The 18,797-nt window shown below is 68.1% G+C and carries 20 protein-coding genes; 14 read left to right on the plus strand and 6 right to left on the minus strand.

Annotated elements, in window-relative coordinates:
* Positions 1-23 precede the first annotated feature (23 nt).
* The 6 genes from F8566_RS28160 to F8566_RS28185 all read left to right on the plus strand — a co-directional run bounded on the left by F8566_RS28160 (position 24) and on the right by F8566_RS28185 (position 5,517).
* Entirely contained in the window at positions 24-1,520 is a 1,497-nt protein-coding gene (locus F8566_RS28160) for a flavin-containing monooxygenase (RefSeq protein ID WP_151564861.1), read from the plus strand.
* A 33-nt stretch (positions 1,521-1,553) separates the two neighbouring features.
* Positions 1,554-2,321: an SDR family NAD(P)-dependent oxidoreductase gene (locus F8566_RS28165; RefSeq protein WP_151564862.1), complete on the plus strand. Its 768-nt coding sequence runs from the start codon at positions 1,554-1,556 to the stop codon at positions 2,319-2,321.
* Between the two features lie 100 nt (positions 2,322-2,421).
* Entirely contained in the window at positions 2,422-3,405 is a 984-nt protein-coding gene (locus F8566_RS28170; RefSeq protein ID WP_151564863.1) for a DMT family transporter, read from the plus strand.
* 32 nt (positions 3,406-3,437) lie between these two features.
* Complete coding sequence (locus tag F8566_RS28175) at positions 3,438-4,199, plus strand: serine protease (protein WP_151564864.1); 762 nt, start codon at positions 3,438-3,440, stop codon at positions 4,197-4,199.
* 37 nt (positions 4,200-4,236) lie between these two features.
* Positions 4,237-5,187 (plus strand): NAD-dependent epimerase/dehydratase family protein, encoded by a 951-nt coding sequence (locus tag F8566_RS28180; protein WP_151564865.1) that lies wholly within the window; start codon positions 4,237-4,239, stop codon positions 5,185-5,187.
* Between the two features lie 36 nt (positions 5,188-5,223).
* The gene (locus F8566_RS28185; protein ID WP_404800356.1) at positions 5,224-5,517 is read left to right on the plus strand and encodes a GroES family chaperonin; all 294 of its coding nucleotides are present in this window, start codon (positions 5,224-5,226) and stop codon (positions 5,515-5,517) included.
* A 15-nt stretch (positions 5,518-5,532) separates the two neighbouring features.
* Here the strand turns inward: F8566_RS28185 and F8566_RS28190 are convergent, their stop codons facing one another.
* Complete coding sequence (locus tag F8566_RS28190) at positions 5,533-6,084, minus strand: hypothetical protein (protein WP_151564867.1); 552 nt, start codon at positions 6,082-6,084, stop codon at positions 5,533-5,535.
* A gap of 421 nt (positions 6,085-6,505) precedes the next feature.
* Here F8566_RS28190 and F8566_RS28195 point away from each other — a divergent pair, with 421 nt between their 5' ends.
* Entirely contained in the window at positions 6,506-7,453 is a 948-nt protein-coding gene (locus tag F8566_RS28195) for an esterase/lipase family protein (protein ID WP_151564868.1), read from the plus strand.
* 445 nt (positions 7,454-7,898) lie between these two features.
* On the opposite strand, the gene F8566_RS28200 is transcribed toward F8566_RS28195, so the two are convergent.
* Positions 7,899-9,092 (minus strand): hypothetical protein, encoded by a 1,194-nt coding sequence (locus F8566_RS28200; protein WP_151564869.1) that lies wholly within the window; start codon positions 9,090-9,092, stop codon positions 7,899-7,901.
* Between the two features lie 529 nt (positions 9,093-9,621).
* Positions 9,622-10,308: a DUF6891 domain-containing protein gene (locus F8566_RS28205; protein ID WP_151564870.1), complete on the minus strand. Its 687-nt coding sequence runs from the start codon at positions 10,306-10,308 to the stop codon at positions 9,622-9,624.
* 207 nt (positions 10,309-10,515) lie between these two features.
* Here F8566_RS28205 and F8566_RS53055 point away from each other — a divergent pair, with 207 nt between their 5' ends.
* Both F8566_RS53055 and F8566_RS28215 read left to right on the plus strand, forming a co-directional pair.
* The gene (locus F8566_RS53055) at positions 10,516-10,716 is read left to right on the plus strand and encodes a hypothetical protein (RefSeq protein WP_404800351.1); all 201 of its coding nucleotides are present in this window, start codon (positions 10,516-10,518) and stop codon (positions 10,714-10,716) included.
* A 302-nt stretch (positions 10,717-11,018) separates the two neighbouring features.
* Positions 11,019-11,444, plus strand: a complete 426-nt coding sequence (locus F8566_RS28215) for a VOC family protein (protein WP_225993619.1) — start codon at positions 11,019-11,021, stop codon at positions 11,442-11,444.
* A gap of 65 nt (positions 11,445-11,509) precedes the next feature.
* Here the strand turns inward: F8566_RS28215 and F8566_RS28220 are convergent, their stop codons facing one another.
* Positions 11,510-11,911 (minus strand): VOC family protein, encoded by a 402-nt coding sequence (locus F8566_RS28220; protein ID WP_151564872.1) that lies wholly within the window; start codon positions 11,909-11,911, stop codon positions 11,510-11,512.
* A 275-nt stretch (positions 11,912-12,186) separates the two neighbouring features.
* On the opposite strand from F8566_RS28220, the gene F8566_RS28225 reads away from it, so the two are divergent.
* Both F8566_RS28225 and F8566_RS28230 read left to right on the plus strand, forming a co-directional pair.
* Positions 12,187-12,516, plus strand: coding sequence for an ArsR/SmtB family transcription factor (locus F8566_RS28225; RefSeq protein WP_151564873.1), 330 nt, complete (start codon positions 12,187-12,189; stop codon positions 12,514-12,516).
* Positions 12,517-12,527: 11 nt separating this feature from the next.
* Entirely contained in the window at positions 12,528-13,889 is a 1,362-nt protein-coding gene (locus F8566_RS28230; RefSeq protein ID WP_151564874.1) for an alpha/beta fold hydrolase, read from the plus strand.
* A 163-nt stretch (positions 13,890-14,052) separates the two neighbouring features.
* Here the strand turns inward: F8566_RS28230 and F8566_RS28235 are convergent, their stop codons facing one another.
* Together F8566_RS28235 and F8566_RS28240 are read right to left on the minus strand one after the other, a co-directional pair.
* Positions 14,053-14,637, minus strand: a complete 585-nt coding sequence (locus F8566_RS28235; protein ID WP_225993601.1) for a TetR/AcrR family transcriptional regulator — start codon at positions 14,635-14,637, stop codon at positions 14,053-14,055.
* Positions 14,627-16,177, minus strand: coding sequence for an MFS transporter (locus F8566_RS28240; protein WP_151564875.1), 1,551 nt, complete (start codon positions 16,175-16,177; stop codon positions 14,627-14,629). Before F8566_RS28240 ends, F8566_RS28235 begins: the two co-directional genes overlap by 11 nt.
* A gap of 536 nt (positions 16,178-16,713) precedes the next feature.
* On the opposite strand from F8566_RS28240, the gene F8566_RS28245 reads away from it, so the two are divergent.
* The 3 genes from F8566_RS28245 to F8566_RS28255 are packed head-to-tail and all read left to right on the plus strand — an operon-like array spanning position 16,714 to position 18,792.
* A complete protein-coding gene (locus F8566_RS28245) occupies positions 16,714-17,346 on the plus strand; it encodes a type 2 periplasmic-binding domain-containing protein (RefSeq protein WP_151564876.1) in 633 nt (210 codons plus the stop codon).
* Positions 17,327-18,028: a cupin domain-containing protein gene (locus tag F8566_RS28250; protein ID WP_151564877.1), complete on the plus strand. Its 702-nt coding sequence runs from the start codon at positions 17,327-17,329 to the stop codon at positions 18,026-18,028. The genes F8566_RS28245 and F8566_RS28250 overlap by 20 nt, the downstream gene beginning before the upstream one ends.
* Complete coding sequence (locus F8566_RS28255) at positions 18,025-18,792, plus strand: SDR family oxidoreductase (RefSeq protein WP_151564878.1); 768 nt, start codon at positions 18,025-18,027, stop codon at positions 18,790-18,792. Before F8566_RS28250 ends, F8566_RS28255 begins: the two co-directional genes overlap by 4 nt.
* The last annotated feature ends 5 nt before the right edge of the window (positions 18,793-18,797 follow it).

An 18,797-nucleotide genomic window follows, 5' to 3' on the forward strand; every position in this document is an offset into this window, starting at 1 on the left:
AGCTCGACCTCTCGGGATCGGCCATGAGTCACAGCGTCTTGATCATCGGCAGCGGGTTCGGTGGCATCGGGATGGCGATCCGGCTCAAGCAGGCGGGCCTCCACGACTTCGTCATCCTGGAGAAGGCGGACGAGCTGGGCGGCACCTGGCGGGACAACACCTACCCGGGCGCGGCCTGTGACGTTCCGTCGCACCTCTACTCGTTCTCGTTCGAACGCAAGACGGACTGGACGCGGCGTTTCCCGCCGCAAGGCGAGATCCTCGACTACCTCCGGCACTGCGCGCGCAAGTACGGCGTGCTTCCGCACATCCGGTTCGGCACAGAGGTGACCGAGGCCCGCTTCGACGCCGGCGACGGGCAGTCGAACGCGGTCTGGCGGGTGTCCACGAGCGAGGGCGACGAGCTCACCGCCCGTGTGCTCATCTCCGCGTGCGGGCAGCTCAACCGTCCGGCGCTGCCGGCCATCGAGGGGCGCGAGTCGTTCACCGGACCGAGCTTCCACTCGGCGCGGTGGGACCACGGCGTGGACCTGCAAGGCAGGAAGGTGGCCGTCATCGGCACCGGGGCGAGCGCGATCCAGATCGTGCCCGAGATCGCCGCGGAGGCCGGGCGGCTGGTGGTGTTCCAGCGGTCCGCGCCGTACGTCATCCAGAAGCCGGACCGCCCGTACCGCCGCTGGGAGCGGATGCTCCTCGCCGCCGTGCCCGGGGTGTACGAGCTGAGCCGCGCCAAGATCTACGCCTTGTACGAGTCGCGCGCGGTCGGCTTCGTCAAGTACCCGCGGCTCATGAAGATCATGGAGAAGGCGTTCCGCAAGGGTCTGGAGGCGCAGGTCCCCGATCCCGCGCTGCGCGATTCGCTCGTGCCGGACTACCCGATGGGCTGCAAGCGCATCCTCGTCTCCAGCGACTACTATCCGGCGCTGAACAGGCCGAACGTCCATCTCGTCACCGATCCCATCGCGCGGATCACGCCCACGGGAGTGACGACGGCGGACGGCACGGACCACGAGGCCGACGTCATCGTCCATGCCACCGGATTCCTCTCCACCGACTTCCTGGCCCCGATGAAGATCACCGGAGTGGGCGGGAGGGAGCTGAACGACGTGTGGCGCCACGGCGCGGCGGCGCATCTCGGCATCACGGTGAGCGGCTTCCCCAACCTCTTCCTGCTCTACGGCCCGTACACCAATCTGGGGCACAACAGCATCATCTACATGCTCGAATCGCAGTACAGGTATGTGATGGGGTGCCTCGGCGCGCTGCGCAAGGCGGACCTGGACTGGATCGACGTGCGGCCCGGCGTCCTCGACGCGTTCGGGCGCGAGATGCAGGAGCGGCTGCGGTCGACGGTCTGGGAGACGGGCTGCGCCAGCTGGTACATGAACGCGGAGGGCAAGGTCGTCAACAACTGGCCGGGCTTCACGTTCGCCTACCGGCGCGCAACCCGGCGCCCCGACCCTCGCGACTTCCGCGCCCGGCGCGCGGCGCCCCTCGCCACACCGGGCACCAGAGCGTAGGCGACGCGGCACGGCGCGTCCTAAGCTCGGATCATGCCGACTGCTCTCATCACCGGTGCGACCGCGGGGATCGGTGCCGCCTTCGCCCGCCGCCTTGCCGCCGACGGATTCGATCTCGTGCTGCTCGCCCGCGACAGCGACCGGCTCGCGGAGGCCGCGCGCGAACTCCACGACAAGTACGCGGTCCGGACGGAGGTGGTCGTCGCCGACCTCGCCACGGACGAAGGACTCAAAACCGCTGAGGAGCGCGTCCGAAACGGCGTCGATCTGCTGGTGAACAACGCGGGCTTCGGCAACAAGGGAACGTTCCTCAACGTGCCGCTCTCCGACGAGCTGACGATGCTCAGGGTGCACTGCGAGGCGGTGCTGCGGCTCACCCACGCCGCACTGCCGGGCATGCTCGAACGCGGTCGTGGCGGGATCATCAACGTGTCCTCGGTGGCGGCGTTCGCCACGCGCGGCACGTACGGCGCGTCCAAGGCCTGGGTGGTCAGTTTCAGCCAGGGCGTGGCGGCGGACATCGCCGGCCAGGCGGACGGCAAGGTCCGTGTGATGGCGCTCTGCCCCGGTTTCGTGCACACCGAGTTCCACGAACGCGCCCAGATGGACGTCACCGGCATCCCGGACTTCATGTGGCTCGACCAGGACAAGCTCGTCGACGCCGCCCTGCGCGATCTGCGCCGCGGCGTCCAGGTCAGCGTGCCCGGCGCCCAGTACAAGGCGATCGTCGGGCTCAGCAGGCTCGTCCCGCGCGAGCTGGTCGGCAGGCTGTCGTCGCGCACGGGCCGCAAGTACGACTGACGGGCCCGCATTCCGGGCGTGTTAGTGGGGCGTTACGGTCTTGTCACGCGGCGTTCAGCACGGCAGGCTGCTGATCGTCGTCCGCTGAGAGGTCTCCCCGATGGGTCGTCACGATCTGGGTTACGCCGCCCTCGCCCTCCTCGCGACCACCGCCTACTACGTCGCCTTCCTGGCCTTCCGGATCTCCGCGCGACGAATGCCGCCGCTGCGTGGGAGCCGCCCGTTCCACGTCGCCTGGCACATGCTGACGAGCCCGATCTGGTTCGCCGGAGGGCTCATCCTCTTCCTCGGCCTCGCCACCGAGGTGGTGGCGCTGGCCGCGATCCCGCTGGCCGTCGCGCAGCCCATCTTCGCCGTCAGCCTGGTCTTCCTGGTGGTCTACGCGGTCTGTTTCCTGGGTGAGCGGCTGACCCCGCGCGAGTGGACCAGCGTCGCGATGTTCGTGCTGGCGACCGTTCTCATCGGGCTGTCCGCCGGGTCCGAAGGCGAGCTCACCGCCGATGCCACGCTGACGGGCACCCTCGCCTCGCCGTGGGAGATGCTGGCGGTGATGGCGCCCGCCGTCATCGTCTCGGCGCTCGTGTGGCTGCTCGGCGACCGCCGCAGGAGCGGCCGGCACGCCCGCAAGCTCGCCGGCGTCGCGTACGGCATCGGGGCGGGTGCGTGCGCGGGGCTGGCCGAGGCGGGCATCCGCGGCATTTCGATCGTGTACGAGGACACCGGCAGGGTCGAGGCCGTGCTCGAATCGCCGTACCCCCTCCTGACCATCGGCATGGCCGCGATCGCCCTGGGCGGGCTCCAGGTCGCGTTGCAGCGCTGCCGCCTGGCGATCGTCGCCACCGTGCTCACCGTCATCGGCCGGACCTACCTGATCGTGAGCAGCATGGTGTTGTTCGGCGAGGAATGGCCGGAGGAGAGCCTGCCGTCCATGCTGCGCGGCGGCGGCTTCGCGCTCGCACTGGTCGCGCTCGTCACCTTCCCGCGGTACGAGCGGCCTGACAGGACCGACGCCCATGACGCCGCCGAGGAGGCCCGGCGGCCCGCGCACGGCGGCGATCAGGAGGACATGCCGGCGATCACCTGACCGCTCGCCGCCCGTTCCCCTAAAGTCCCGATATGCCCTTCCTTGCCCTCCGTCGCGTGACCGCCTGCCTCGCCGCCGCCGCTGCGGCCGTGGCCGTGACCACATCGGCCTCTCCCGCGTCGGCGATCGTGGGCGGGAGCCCGGTGCAGGCGTCCCAGCACCCGTGGCTGGCCGCGGTCGGCACCCCGCTCTTCTTCGTCCGCCCGGCCGGGCAGTTCTGCGGCGGATCGCTGATACGACCGGACAAGCTGCTGACGGCGGCGCACTGCGTCTCGATGTTCCGCTCCACCCCGGGCCTGCTGAAGGCCACGTTCGGCCGCTCGGACCTCGTCGGCCGCGGGGGAGAGACCGTGGGGGTACGGGCCGTCCGGGTGCATCCGAAGTTCCGCGAGTCCACGTTCAAGGACGAGACCGTTCTCCATCACGATCTCGCCGTGCTCACCCTCGCCCGCCCGGTGGCCCGTCCCACGGTGCCCCTCGGCACGCCGGGCGCCGAACGCGACGGGCTGGCGCTCGGGTGGGGCATGAGGTCGGAGAACGACCTGCTCAACACCAAGCTCCGCGGGGTGCGGCTCCCGCTGCCGGGCGACGCCGCCTGCCGGCGTGCGTACGGCGGCTCGTACGACGCGGCCGACATGCTGTGCGCGGGGTCTGAGAAGGCCGACACCTGCCAGTTCGACAGCGGCGGCCCCCTCCTGGCCCGCGGCCGCCTGGTCGGCGTCGTCTCCTGGGGGTACGGCTGCGGCAAGGCCGGCTACCCGGGTGTCTTCGCGCGCGTTGCCGACCTCCCCTGACCCGGGTGATGCTGGTGGCGACGGGGAGGGGAACACGATGCGGGTCTTGGTCACGGGGGCGGCCGGTTACGTCGGGTACGCGGTCGGACGGCGGCTGATCGCCGCCGGGCACGAGGTGACCGGGCTGGTGCGGCGCGCCGACCGGCCCCTCCCGCCGGGCGTCCGGCCCGTCATCGGCGACCTCCTGGATCCGAACGGCCTCGATTCCACGCTCCACGAGACCTACGACGGCGTCTGCCATCTCGCCGCCCGCACCCGCGTCCGCGAGTCGTTCGACGAACCGCTCGCCTTCTTCACCACCAACGTCCAGGGCACGATCAACCTCCTCGAAGCCCTCACCAAGGTCCAGCCCGACGGCTCCCCGGCGCCCGCTCCCGCCGTGGTCTACGGCTCGACCGCCGCCGTGTACGGCAACCCCGACCGCCAGCCCATCCCCGAAGCCGAGGTGCCCTCCCCCACCAGCCCGTACGGCGCCGCCAAGCTCGCCGCCGAGCAACTGATCCGCTTCCATGCCCGCACCGGCGCGATCGGCGCGATCGTCCTCCGCACGTTCAACGTGGCCGGCTCCGTCGACGGCCGCCGCGACCCCGACGAGACCCGCCTCATCCCCAAGGCCCTCGCCGTGGCCGCCGGGCACGCCCCGCACCTGACGATCAACGGCGACGGCGCCGCGGTCCGCGAGTACCTGCACGTGGACGACCTGGCCGCCGCCTATGTCCTCGCCCTGGAGGCGGCCCGTCCCGGCACCGAACGCGTCTACAACGTGGGCAGCGGCACCGGCGCCTCCGTCAAGGAGGTCATCGAGGCGGTCGAAGAGGTCACCGGCCGCCGCGTCCCCACTCGGCACAACCCGCCGCAGCCCGAGCCGCCCCTCCTGGTCGCCGACGCCACCGCGATCCGGCGCGACCTGGGCTGGCAGCCGGAACGCTCGGCCCTCCCGGTGATCATCGCGGACTCATGGGCCGCCCTGTCCTCCGAAGCCGGATAAACTCCCAGCGTGTCCGCGCCGAAGTTCGAAGTACAGATGCTCCACGACCGCGTCATGATCAAGGTCGACAAGGAGTCGGGCGAACGCCGCAGCTCCGGCGGCATCGTCATCCCCGCCACCGTGGAGCAGGCCAACCGCCTCGTCTGGGGCGAGGTCTGCGGCGTCGGCACCCACGCCCGCACCGTGAAAGTGGGAGACCGCGTCCTGTTCCACCCCGGCGACCAGTACGAGGTCGAGATCCAGGGCGAGAACTACCTGGTCATGCGCGAACGCGACCTGCACGCCATCGCCAACGAACGCCCCGAACACGGCACCGGCCTCTACCTCTGACGAGCACTTTCAAGATCACCCGCTGGTGAACTCGTTAGTAACCAACTCAGCCCGCATCCCGCGGAGTCTGCTGCCGGAGAGTGTGAGATCCAGGACGAACACAGTCCACACCGGCTTCCGACCGCGCCTGTCGACTCGCGAGACCCCGCCCAGGGCCAAGCCCTTCCGGCGCGGTCGCTGGTCAGCTCGTGATCGGGTAGACGCCGAAATCGCGCCAGGCGGTACCGAAGTCCTGGTAGATGAGAACGGAACGGCCGCCCCTGCCGCTGAGACGCTGCGGACCGGGCCGCCGGGGTGCTTCTTCATGTACTCGTAGATGGGCGTGATGGCGGCGCGCAGATCGGCCTGGGAATAACGGGCCGGTACGACCCTCACGGGGGCGTGTTTCACGGCGCTGCCGATGGCACTCTTCATGGCGGCCGGAACGTCGCCCTTCCAATGCAGCGCGACGCCGTTCTCCTCTAGGGCGACGTCGGCGTACCCGGCGTACCCGGTCTTCTCGACCTCCCAGCGCAGTACGCTGGCGGCCTTGGTCAGCGGCTCTTGCGCGCATCTTCTTGAGCACATCCGGGGCGATGTGACCGAACGGCTTGTCCTCTTCGATGACCGGTTTGCCGTCCTGCGCGTGGGCGCTCGTGACAATGGTCGTGGATATCAACGCGGCGATGGCCACTGCCAATATCGGGAAACCGCGAGACTTCATCAATCCCCTCCATCGGCCCGCACGAGTCGTTACCCGGTGCCAAGGCCCGGGTCAGCAAACAGAGGAAAAATTAACCGCGGGTGAACGGTGATCGACCACCGTGAACCGACGGCCAGATTGGCGGTCTCCCGGCGAAGATCGGCAGTTTCCAGGTGCACGCGCGCATGGCCGCCTCGGCGTAGCCGAGCACCTTCGCCACCTGTCCATCCCGGTCCCAACCTCGCTCCAACCGCGTTCCCCGAATCTTTTGGTGCTCGGTCTCGGCGCCAGAGAGGAACCCCTCGGATGCAGATCAAAGCCTCGCGCAGACCCCGGTGGACGGCCAGAATCGTCGCGGTGGCGGCAGTCGCGCCCACGGTGGCCGCCACGCTTCAGGCCGCACCGGCGCTCAGCGCCCCCACGCCGGCATCCGCCCGGCTCGCCGCTGCCGTTCCGGCGGCCGCAGCGGCCGCCCCCGGCCGCACGAACACGAAGACCCGGCCGATCTACCTCATCCATGGCTACCAGTGGACCGGTGGGACCGACTGCAAGCAGTGGAACAAGACCAAGAGCTACTTCAAGGACATCGGCTGGACCGGGAAGCTGATCACCTGGGGCTACTACAAGAAGAACGAGAACTGCTCGGTCGAGTACGGCGGTGACACCGGAACCGACATGAAGTGGGTCTCCCGTTCGCTCGCCTGGCACATCTACAACAACTACACATCGAAGGGGAAGACCGTCGACGTGGTGGCCCACTCGATGGGCGGCCTCGTCATCAGGAACGCCATCGCGCGGGTCAAGAGAAAGCACGACGGCTTCCCGTCCAAGCTGTACGTCGAGGACGTCGTCACCGTGGGCACACCGCACAGCGGGACGGCCAAGGCCAACGCCTGCCCCACCGCGCAATGCAAGCAGATGAGGCCGGGGGGCGGCCATCTCAAATGGCTCAACGGCCTTCCCTCCAGCAATTTCCAGGCGACCGGCGGCACCAACTGGACGGCGATCGGCTCGCACGCCGACGGAATCATCAGCGTGGACTCGGCGACGTCCTTCAGCAGGGCCCAGCACAAGGTCCGATACCCCAAGGCCGAAGAAGTCGGGCACAGCGACTACTACAAGACGGGCAGCGGTAGTAGCTGGACCTACTGGATCAGCTCGAACTACGGCAAGAATTACAAGAAGTACACCAACAGCGGTGCGGGTCCGCTTCGCGCCACCTACCTCGGCCTCTACTACCACTCCGTCCGCTGATACGGCCTGACACACAGAGTGGAAGCACCGCCCGGGCGCCCTGCGTCCGGGCGGTGCTCTCTGTCGTGCCAGTGGATGTCCGGCTCACCGGTGTCATCAGGCACGGCGGTGACCTGGACGGGAGCAGACGCAGGGACGACCTGAACAGCAGGGGACGACCTGAACAGCCGCTGGACCCATGACCCCGGACCGGCGGATCAAGCCCCGGGACGTGCCGGCCTTCGTCGCCACCGAGCGGAGCCGTCGCGGCGCCTGCCCGAGCCGTCAGGCCGCAGAACGGACGGACCATCAACGAGACCGGCGACGTCGTCGCCATGACGCTGTGGCCCGCGGCCGACCGGACCAAGGTTGAGCTGATCAATCCCGATCCGGCCCGCCATGGGCGTGCGACGGCGGCTTCGGCCCGGTGCTTGTCAGTCATTTGTTTCGCGTGCCCTGCCGGGCGTCAGGAGCGTTCGATCGTCCAGATGACGGGCCGGGTGCCGGATTGGGTGGTGACCGTGCCGACGATTTGGCCGCGGTCGTTGATGTCGGTGGCGGTGGTGGAGATCGAGCCGGGGACGTGCAGGTCGTGGATCCGGCCCCGGTCCCAGACGAAGGGGTGGGATTCCCCGTCGGGAGTCTTGCTGGTGCCGAGTACCTGCCCGAGGTCATTGACGGCGGTGGCGAACACGTCCCCCCAGTTGGCCGCGGGCCCGCCGAGCGTGCCGAGGTCGGTCATCTTGCCCTTGTCCCACAGGAACGGGTGCACCTCGCCCGAGGCTGTCGCGCTCACGCCGACGATCTGGCCCTTGCCGTTGATGGCCGCATGGGCGGCGATGGGGTGGCTCCAGGCCCAGCCTCCGCCGAGATCGCCGAGGTCGACGGACCTGCCGCGATGGTGAACGAACATCCGCCCCTGCGCCTCCATGACCCCGACGCTCTGGCCACGGTCGTTGAACCCCACCAGGGAGCTGACCTCGCTCCCACCCGGGCCGAGAACCGCGGTCACTGTCCGCCCGTCCCACACGAAGCCGGTACTTTGCGCGCCCCACAGGCTGCCGGCGGCGATGCCTCTGTTGTTGAGGCGCTCGGGGATGACGGTGCCGGTGTGCTCCGGGGGGTGTGAGGTGTCGATGCGTCCGCCGGGGCTCCACCGCACCGCCCTGGTCGGAAGGCCGCTCAGCTGCGCGATCCCATCGGCCCACATCACCTGGCGGCGGTCGTTGAAGCTGAGCAGCCACTCGGCCTTGACGTCGGGTACCGGGGCCACCGTCGCGGCGACCTGTCCATTCCGGTCCCAGATGACCAGGTCCGCGCCGTTGCGCCCGAGGACGTCCCCGCGCTCGTTGATGCTCGTCCGGTAGCCCTCCTGGTAGGGCGAGAGGGCCCTGACCCGATGTCCCCCTGGCGCGGGGTCCCAGCGCACGACCCTGAACTGCCCGCGTTGGGCCGCTGACTCGGTCATGCCGGTGATCTGCCCGCGGTCGTTGATGTCCAGCCCGGACCGCGAGGACGGGGCCACGTCGCCGTTGAGAGGGAGCTCGGCCATCCGGATCGTCGCCGACCCGGCGGCCTCCGCGGTGGCCGAGGCAACGAGTGCCATGGCTGCCAGCCCCAGTCCGGTCAGTACGGCGGCACTTCGGGAACGTCCTCTCACGGTGAGCCTCCTCGGTTTGGACACGGGCGTCGAATGGTGGGGCCACACACACCCCAGGCCGCTCCAACACTGCCACCAAATACTGGCACAGTCGAGAGCGAGCTTGTCCACCCTTAAGCGGACAGTTCGCCTCGTTCAAGGTGATGCCTGTCGGGTCAGTCGAAGGGCTGGTGGCCGCCCTCCGGCCGAGCCCTTGGCCGTGCGGTGCACCAGTTGGTCGGCCTGTGACGCGGTGCGCCATGAAGGTAGGACCGCTTGCCGCAAGACGGGCGACGCCGGTCGCGTGGTCGGGCTGGGGGCCCGGGCGGCTGTCGTTCACCGCGCTGTCCCTGGGAACAGGCGCTGGGCGATGGCGGTCGTAGGGGAACGCCACGTCGATCGCCTCGAGTGCTGCTCCTTGATTCCATAGGCGGCAGGGAGTGAAATCCCTGCCGGAAGGGCAACGGTCAGCATGGTCGACGGACGCGGCTGTCCTGGGAAGGTCCACGATGGTGTAGCCGGCCTCCACGCTCGGCGGGCTCTTCCCTCCTCAGTCGTCCGGCTGCTCCGAGGTGAGGTCGCGCCCGGGGTAGTCGGCCAGCTCGCCGTACCGGACCCTGCGCACGTCCACGTCCAGTGCAATGCGCCGGCGCGGGTCACGGTCCCATTCGGGGACCAAGCCGTGGTCGCGGAGCACACCGACGACCTCGTCGCCCAGCGTGACGCGGGAATCCTCCGAGCCATCGGGTGTGTCGAAGGTCAGGTGCAGGGGGCGGCGCCCGGTGTCCTGCTCGTGGTAGAAGACATAGCCCCGGGCCTGCTCGTCCTCGCCGTCGTGGTCCTCGTCGCGGATCTCCAACAGGCCGCACCTCTGGCAGCAGGCGAAGTTCTCGCGCGCGACAATCGACCGGGCGTTGAGCTCATCGAAGGCCTCGCCCAGCCGGTCACCGTCGGCCGGACGCTCCTCCAGGTTCCCCTGCCAGGCCAGGTGTTCGGTGAACTCGTGCCGGAGCAGGTCCACGAGCCAGGCGCGCAGGTCGTCCTCGCCCACTCCTGCCAGCTCTTCGAACTCGCCCGCCTCGATCTCCAGGGGCAAGTCGATCATCAGGCGGCCGTCGATGACCTCCTCGACGATTTCGTCGAAGGTACCCTCAGCCAACGCCACCGGCGTGGAAAGCTCGTCGTACAGGACATCGAGGACTTCGCGGGCGTTCAGGTCGGAAAGGTGCGTACGCATCGGGTTCTCTCACGGATCCGAGGGGCGGGGCGGGCGGCACCGCCCGTGATCCCGGACGGCCCACCCCGATACTGACGCCAGTCGTGTCTGACGCGTTCCATGCCCCGGGGCGTACATCCGCGCAAGCCCCCGCCGTCTGTACCCCTCCGCGACCTATCGGCCAGATCCATCCGCTTCAACCGCTCCCATCAACATCAACCACAGCGGTTGCAACCCCAGCGATCCGCATCATCAGATCCCCAGACAGGCTCTAGGTCCTTCAGGTCGGTATGGTCCGACGTCCTGTTCCACCCCAGCGAGCAGTACGAGGTCGAGATCCAGGGCGAGAACTACCTGGTCATGCGCAAACGCGACCTGCACGCCGTCGCCAACGAACGCCCCGAACACGGCACCGGCCTCTACCTCTGACGAGCACTTTCAAGATCACCCGCTGGTGAACGAGCCACAGCGCGGTCCGGTGCAGGCCGTCGGGTGTGGGACGGGGGGCGACTCCGGCTTGAATAGGTCCAGGCCGTCGAAGCAACCGGTGATCCGTTCGGGCTGTGCGGCGTGCACGGCACGGCACCGCGCCCCGGGGTGATGGCCAGAAGCAGGTTCTTGGAAATCAGCACGCTTGCCGTGTCGAGAATGTCGCGCTGGCTCCGTCCTAGCCACATCAGCGGCCACGACGGCCGCGCGACGAGGAAGGGATCACCATGACGATTCGGCGGATGGACAACGTTCTCATCAATGTCGATGATCTTGAGGCCGCCATCGCGTTCTTTGCCGAGCTGGGCATGGAGGTGGAAGGCAAGGCGCTGGTCGAGGGAGATTGGGCCGGCCGTGTCGTCGGGCTCGAGGGCGTCCGTGCCGACATCGTCATGATGCGGACCCCGGACGGCCACGGGCGGGTCGAGCTGTCGAAGTTCCACACGCCGTCGGCGATCAGCAGTGAGCCGCGCAACGCACCGGCCAACACGCTGGGCATGCGCCGCATCATGTTCACCGTCGACGACCTCGATGACGTCATCGCCCGCCTGCGCACGCACGGCGCCGAACTCGTCGGCGAGGTGGCGCAGTACCAGGACAGCTACCGGCTCTGCTTCATCCGCGGCCCCGAAGGGATCATCCTCGGACTGTCCGAGGAGCTCGGCTAACGGGCCCTCGCCGCCCTGAAGAGGTGCTGTGGTGGGGCAACGGCACCCACCACAGACACACGCCCTTAGGGCCACACCACCCCTTTGTCGGTCCACGTGACCCCTTTGTTGCGGCACAGGCAGAAGGGATGCCCGACCGGGTCGGTGTAGACCTGCCAGCCGTAGCCCTCGGGTCCGATGAAGTCCTTCTGCAGTGTCGCCCCGAGGTTGACGACGCGGCGCTGCTCGGGCTCGATCTCGTCCACTTCGAAGTCAAGGTGGTACTGCTTGGGGTGTTCCTCGTCGGGCCAGCGCGGGGGGCGGTAGTCGTCCACCCGCTGGAAGGCCAGCTCGACCTCCCCGAAGGAGATGCCGGCCCAGTTGTCGTCGCTGTCCTCCTTGATCGGGCGCCCTGTCACCTCGGAGTAGAAGGCCGCCAGCTTCATCGGGTCCGGGCAGTCGATGATGAAATCCGTGAGTTGAAGCATCAGTCGATCTTCCCATAGGGGCAGGGCGCAGCCGATATCGCCCTCGCAGCGTCCGGTGCGAGGCCAGGGCCGCCAGCACAGAGCCCGATGCGCGCGGCCTCCGGCCAGCCGCCCAGGCGCGGGTCCTGCCGAATGGCCTCGTCCCCCGGCGCCGCTCGCGCCCTGGCCGCCTCGTTTGCAGGAGTTCGGTGGCGTTGCGCGTCCGACTCCCGATCGCCTTACATGTACTTGCGTGTATATACGTGCTCGTGTATGTTCGAGTCGTGGTCAACAGCGTGCAACAGAAACTGACGGCGATCTCGGAGTCGAACCGGTTCCGGATCGTCGAGTTGCTCAGGGACGGTCCGCAACCGGTGGGTGGAATCGTCGACGCGCTGGGCCTGGGCCAGCCGCAGGTGTCCAGGCATCTGCGGTTGCTCGCCGAGGCGGGCGTGGTCGAGGTGACCAGACGCGCCCAGCAGCGGATCTACCGGCTGCATCCCGAATCGATGCGCGAGCTGAGCGACTGGATGCAGGGATTCGCCGTCCTGTGGTCGGAGCGGATGGATCGCCTCGGCTCCTTCCTCGAAGACGACGACCGTGCATCCGACGAGACGAACCCGTAAGGAGCCTGAGCATGCCCGAAGACACTGCCGACGGCATCGTGATCGACAGGTCGAGCAACACCATCCACATCCGCCGCACCTACGCGGCCGGCGTTGACCGTGTCTGGTGGGCCTGGACGGACGCCGAGGCGATCAGCCGCTGGTGGGGCCCGCAGGGCTGGGCCGCGACCGTGTACGAGATGGACGTGCGGCCGGGCGGACGCTGGCGGTTCCAGATCGCGCCGGTGGACGGATCAGCCGCGCCGGTCCGCAGCATCGTCACCTACAAGGCGATCGTCGCCCGCGCCCAGTTGGACTACGACGACACGTTCGCCGACGAGGCGTGGCGATCCGACGGCACCGGAACCTTCCCCACCGCGGTCACGTTCACCTCGGCCGGCACCGGCTGCACCGTCGACGTCGCAGCGAGCTTCCCCGACGGCCAGGCACTGCAGCGGGCAGTCGAACTCCAGATGGCCGAAGGGTACGCCGAGGCTCTCGACCGGCTTGGCGGCCTGCTGGATAACGCTCCCAGCGATCACACCGATGCATCATCAACCGAAGGAGAAACGACCATGTCCGGCCTTTCCACCGTCACCTCCGCCGACGGCACGACGATCGCCTACGAGAAGACCGGTTCGGGCCCTGCGATCATCGTGATCAGCACCGTCGCCGAAGACCACACGGGGGTCGCGGGCGTGGCCAAGGCGTTGTCCGAACACTTCACCGTGATCAACTTCGACCGCCGCGGCCGCGGTGCCAGCGGTGACCCGCAGCCCTACGATCCGGCACGCGAGATCGACGACATCGCCGCACTGATCGATGTCGCAGGCGGCTCTGCGGCCCTGACCGGCGGATCTGGTGGCTGCGGGCTCGCCCTCGATGCGGCCAGCGCACTGGGCGGCAAGGTGACAGGGCTGTATCTCTATGAGCCGCCGTTCATCGTCGATGACTCCCGGCCTCCGGCACCCGCCGACTACCTCGAACACCTGGAGGCCCTGGTCGCGGCAGGCAAGCGCAGCGAGGCCGTCGAGTACTTCATGACCCAGATGATCGGTGTCCCGGCCGAGTACATCCCCGCGATGAAGCAGGACCCTTCCTGGGACGAAATGGCCAAATACGCCCACACCTATGCCTACGACGGCCAGATCTTCCGCGGGCTCCAGGACGGTAAGCCGCTGCCCACCGACCGCTGGTCGATCGACGTGCCGATCGCGGTGGCCGTCGGCGGCAACAGTGAGGCCTTCATGCGCCAGGGCGCCAACGCGCTGGCCGCGATCCTGCCGAACGTCACCGTGCTGACCCTGCCTGACCACGATCACTCCGCGTTCTGGATGGCGCCGGATGCGGTCGCCCGACAAGCACGCAGCTTCCTGCTCGGTTCGCTCCAGTGACATCCGCTCGGCCTCGGTCATGGCGGTGGACACCGCCATGACCGCCTTACGAGGGATCGGCCGAGCGTCCGATGCGGTCAGGTGGATAACCGGTCAGGGCATCACCGTCGATGGCGGCCTCTCCTGACGCGGGTCGGGGCGGTCGCTGATGTGGCCGACTGGGCTATTGGCTCGTTCTCGGCAGGGCCTTGCTGAGAACTGCCTTGATGTGGTCGGGGTCGGCTTCCTGATCATCGAGAAGGATCGCCGTGCAGAGGCCGTCGGACAGGGCGACGAAGGCTTCTATGGCGTCGGGGTCGTCGGTCTGCGTTCGGGCGAGTTCCGCGACGTTGTCGCGCCAGCGTCGCGCTGCAGGGCGCAGGGCAGGCCGGCGGGCCGCGAGGGTCGACAGTTCGCGTTCGGCGAGGGCGCGCTCACGGCCAGGTCCGGCGGATTCGGCGATGAGCTGGGCGAGCCCGTCGAACGGGTCGTCCTCGCTGTCGATGAGTTGGCGGATGCGCTGGGTATAGGCGTCGGTGACGCTGGTCAACGCTGCTACCAGCAGGTCGTCCAAGGTGGCGAAGTAGTAGAGGGTCAGGCTGGTGGTGATGCCGGCCTCCTTGGCGACGGTCCGGTGGGTGACACCGGTGGCGCCGTCGCGGCGGACAATCGTGAGCGTCGCCTCGATGATCTGGGCGCGGCGGCGTTGCCCGCGCAGTTTGCGCCCATCAACAGTGCCTTGTGCAGCCGCCATCGTCTCACCAGCCATCGCCGCTCCCGCGAGTCGAGGCTATCGGCTCCGCCTCAGCGCTCCCAAGGGGCCGCACGTGTCGCAGTGTCGCGAAGCAGGCCACCGAAGCAGCCGCTATGGCGATTCCTGCTGCGATGGCGGCGGTGTTGAGCCCACCGGTGAACGCGGCTTGTGCGTTTTCGAGAGCCTCGGCTCGCAATGGGGTGACGACGGACGATGCTCCGGAGAGACTGTCGCGGTACGCCTCGGCTGCGGACGGGTCCAGCCCGGACGGAACCTCGACCGTGCTCCGGTAGATCGCCGTGGTGAGGCTGCCAAGGAGCGCCACCCCCGCCGCGATGCCGAGTTCTTGAACGGTCTCCGACAGCGCGGCGGCAGATCCGGACTTCTCTGCTGGTGCCGCACCCACGACGATGTCGGTACCAAGTGCGGCGATGACTCCGAGCCCGAGGTAGATGAACGCGAATCCAGCGACCACGGTCAGCTTGTTGTCTGTGCCGGCCAGGGCGAGAAGTGCGTACCCGAGTAGCGACAGCGCCAGGGTGGCGGCCATGACGACGCCGGGTGATACGCGACCGGCCACCAGTGGCGCACCGATGGCCCCGACGAGCATGGCCAGTGCGGGCGGCCCCATCCACAGCCCAGCCATCGTCGGTGAGAGGCCCTCGACGAGCTGCAGGTACTGGGTGACCAGGAACATCGCTCCACCGAAACCCACCAGGCCGATCAACAGAACGGTCAAGGCCGCGGAGAAGGCCCGGCTGGTGGTGAACAGCTTGATATCCAGCAGCGGCTCATTCAGGCGCAGCTGGCGACGGACGAAGGTGACCGCCGAGCCACCACCGGCAAGGACGGCGACCAGCGCCTGGACGTCGAGGCCGTGGGCCGCGGCGTGCTTGATCGCGTACATGATCGACAGCATCGCCCCCAGGGACAACCCCACGCTCGGCAGGTCGAGCCGACCGGCCCGGGCCTGAAATTCCGGCAGCAGCGCCGGCGCGCAGGCCAGCACCAGCACAGCGACCGGCACCGCGATGAGGAAGGCCGCACCCCACCAGAAGCCGGCAGCCAGCACACCTCCCACGACCGGGCCTGCAGCCATTCCCAGCGCGAACATCGTGGCCCACACGCCGATCGCCAAGGCTCGCTGCCGCACGTCGGTGAACATGTTGCTGATCAGCGACAGCGTCGAGGGCATCAGCGTCGCCCCGGCCACTCCGAGCAGGGCCCGAGCCGCTATCAGCCAGAGGGCGCTGGGGGCGAAGGCCGCGCAGACCGAGGCCGCGGCGAACGCAGCCATTCCGATCATCAGCTGGCGGCGCCGTCCGTGGCGGTCACCCAGCGTCCCCATTGTGATCAAAAAGCCGGCGATGAAGAAGCCGTAGGCGTCCATGATCCACAACGTCTCCGTCGCGGTGGGGTCCAGGTCCGCGGCAAGACTCGGAACGACGAGGCAGAGCGCCGTCACGTCGAGGCCCAGCAGCATGGTCGGCAACGCCAACAGCGCGAGGCCACCCCACTCTCGCCACCCGGCACGTGCGGACCGCCCCACGTTCATCGCATCTCCCGTGATAGTTGAACCATCGTACTAGTTGTACCATAGTACAAATATCTGTCCATGACGGAGCCGGGAGCGCCGGAGCTCGGCCTTCTCTGGTGGGGCCTGCCCTTTGCCGACTGCGGACCACTTGCCATCACCGACAGTGCCCATGGCAGACCAGACGGCTATCCGCCTGTCCGGAAATACGCTAAATGAACGGCACAATGTCGAGTCAAGAAGATCGTTGTGGGCTGTCAACTCACATAGATTCATCTCATTTTTGTCACGTTCTGCCGGTGACATGCGGATGTATGTCACCGGCCGATAGTGAAAAGTCTCCAGGTCACCGTCATGGCCGGGGAGCTCCGGCGTCTTCGCGGCCGGGTGCCCGATCACTTGTACGGCTCCGGACTCGCCCTTGACTCAGGTGATGACGACCTGGTTATGGTGTGCCCGCCGACCCCGAGGATGCAGTCGGGAAAACGGCACGCCCCGCACTTCACCGGACCCCTTGTTGAGGGTCCGGAGAGCATGCCCGAAAGAGGAGTGGGGACGTGTCGGAACTTCGGATCTCTGATCTTGAGATGAGAGCGCTCAAGGAATTCGCTCCCGGCGACTCCCCGGCTTCCGCAAAGCTCGCGACGCTGGGTCCCGAAGGGAGTAGCAGCGAGTACGTCGCCCGCCTGGTGTCACGTCTCGGCGGTGACCGGGAGGGCTTTTCGATCGTGCTGGAGGACACGTACGAGCAGTGCCTGGACTCCCTCGCGAACGGGAGCGTCGATCTCGTGCTGGTGGCCCACGCCTACTCCGGGATCAACGCCTTCTATATGAATCCGGCCCTGGAGCCGGCGTTCATATTCCGGGGTAACACACCGGAGTACGGCCTGGCGACCCGGCCCGACTTCATTTTCCACGAAGAGCTGCTCTACAGCGACACCGTCGTCACGCATCCCGCGCCGATTCCGTTGCTGGAGCATCATTTCGACCGCCCCGTGAAGTTGGTCACCGTCGATTCCACCAGCCGGGCGGCCTGCGATGTGGCCGACGGCCTCTACAACATCGCCATCACGAACGAGGAAGCCGTCAAGAAGCACAATCTGAACTTCGTATACAGGTTCTCGCGGATTCCCATGACGTGGACCGTTTTCTCCCGGCGAAAGGACCGCAATGACCATCCAGACGCATGAGATCCCCTATTTTCCGGCACCCGAGGTGACGGTCCGCGACGACGGAAGCCGATTCGAGGTCTATCGGCGCGACAAGACCGAGGTCCGGCTCGTCCGGCTCCCGCCGGATGGCGTGCTGACGAGCCTCTGCCCGCAGCAGGCACGGGTCGGAATGATCGTGAGCGGCGAACTCTCCGCGACGGCCGGGGGCGTGACCAAGGCGATGAAGGCCGAGGCCGACGTCTACGTGGTTCCTCCCGGTGCCGAACTGTCGATCGTGAACCGGTCCCCGGCGGAGGCCGTTCTCCTGGAGATCAGGCGCGACCGGTCGCAGGACGACGGCCCCGCGCCGGACACGTACTTCCTCGAACCGATCGAGTCGCGCAAGTTCGTCGGGATGGACGTCACGTTCTTCCTGGCCGACTGGATCGAGCTCATGATCGCTAACATTCCCGGCGGCGGTGAGATGCCTTACCACAGTCACCACCACGAGCAGATCGGGACGTGTCTGGCCGGACGGTACGACATGACGGTCGTGGAGACCAGCCACGAACTGCGGTTCGGGGCCACGTACTTCTGCGCCAGCCATGAGGGGCACGGCGCGGCCAACCCCCACGCGGAAGAGGCGCGCTCCCTCAACATCTTCATTCCGCCTCGCTACCACCGGGTTCCCAAGCAGGAGGCCGAGCGGGAGAGCCGGTGACGCGGGTGGCAGTGGTCCTGGGCGCGAGCCGGGGCATCGGGCGGGCGACGGCCCTGCATCTGAGTGCGCGAGGGTATGTGACCGTCCTGTGCGCCCGCGGTGAGGATGCGTTGGAGAAGGTCGCCGGTGAGTGCGCCGGCGCACCAGCAGCCCATGTGTTCCCGGGCGACATCACGTCCCGGTCCTTCCGAGGGGAGTTCGCCGGCGAGGTCCAGCGCCGGTTCGGCCGGGTCGACGTGCTGGTCAACAACGCGCCCGGCCCCGCTCCCGGCGCCTTCGACACTGTGGACATCGGCGACATCGGCCCGGCCATGGAACAGAAGCTGGTGCCCTACCTCGACCTGACCAGGTCGTTCGCGCCGGTGATGGCGCGCAACGGGTTCGGCCGGATCATCAACATCGTCGGGAACCTGGGCCGGGAGCCGTCCCCGGACATGTTCCTGTCGGGGCTGGTGAACGCGGCCATCGCGAACGCCAGCAAATACCTGGCGAGCCACTACGCCAGGCACAACGTGACGGTGAACTGCGTGCACCCCGGCACCATCCGGACCCAGCGTTACGACCGTGCCGTGGCCCACCTGCGCCAGACCGGCGGGTTGTCGGACCGCGAGGCCGAAGAGCGCCTGGCCCGAGGGATCCCCATGGACCGGCCAGGCCAGGCGGACGAGGTGGCCGCCGTCATCGGGTTTCTGGCATCCGACGAATCGTCCTACCTCACCGGACAGCAGATCTCGGTCGACGGTGGGCAGTTGAGCTGCGTGTGAGGGGA

This window comes from Actinomadura rudentiformis, assembly GCF_008923185.1.
Classification (GTDB): Bacteria; Actinomycetota; Actinomycetes; order Streptosporangiales; family Streptosporangiaceae; genus Spirillospora; species Spirillospora rudentiformis.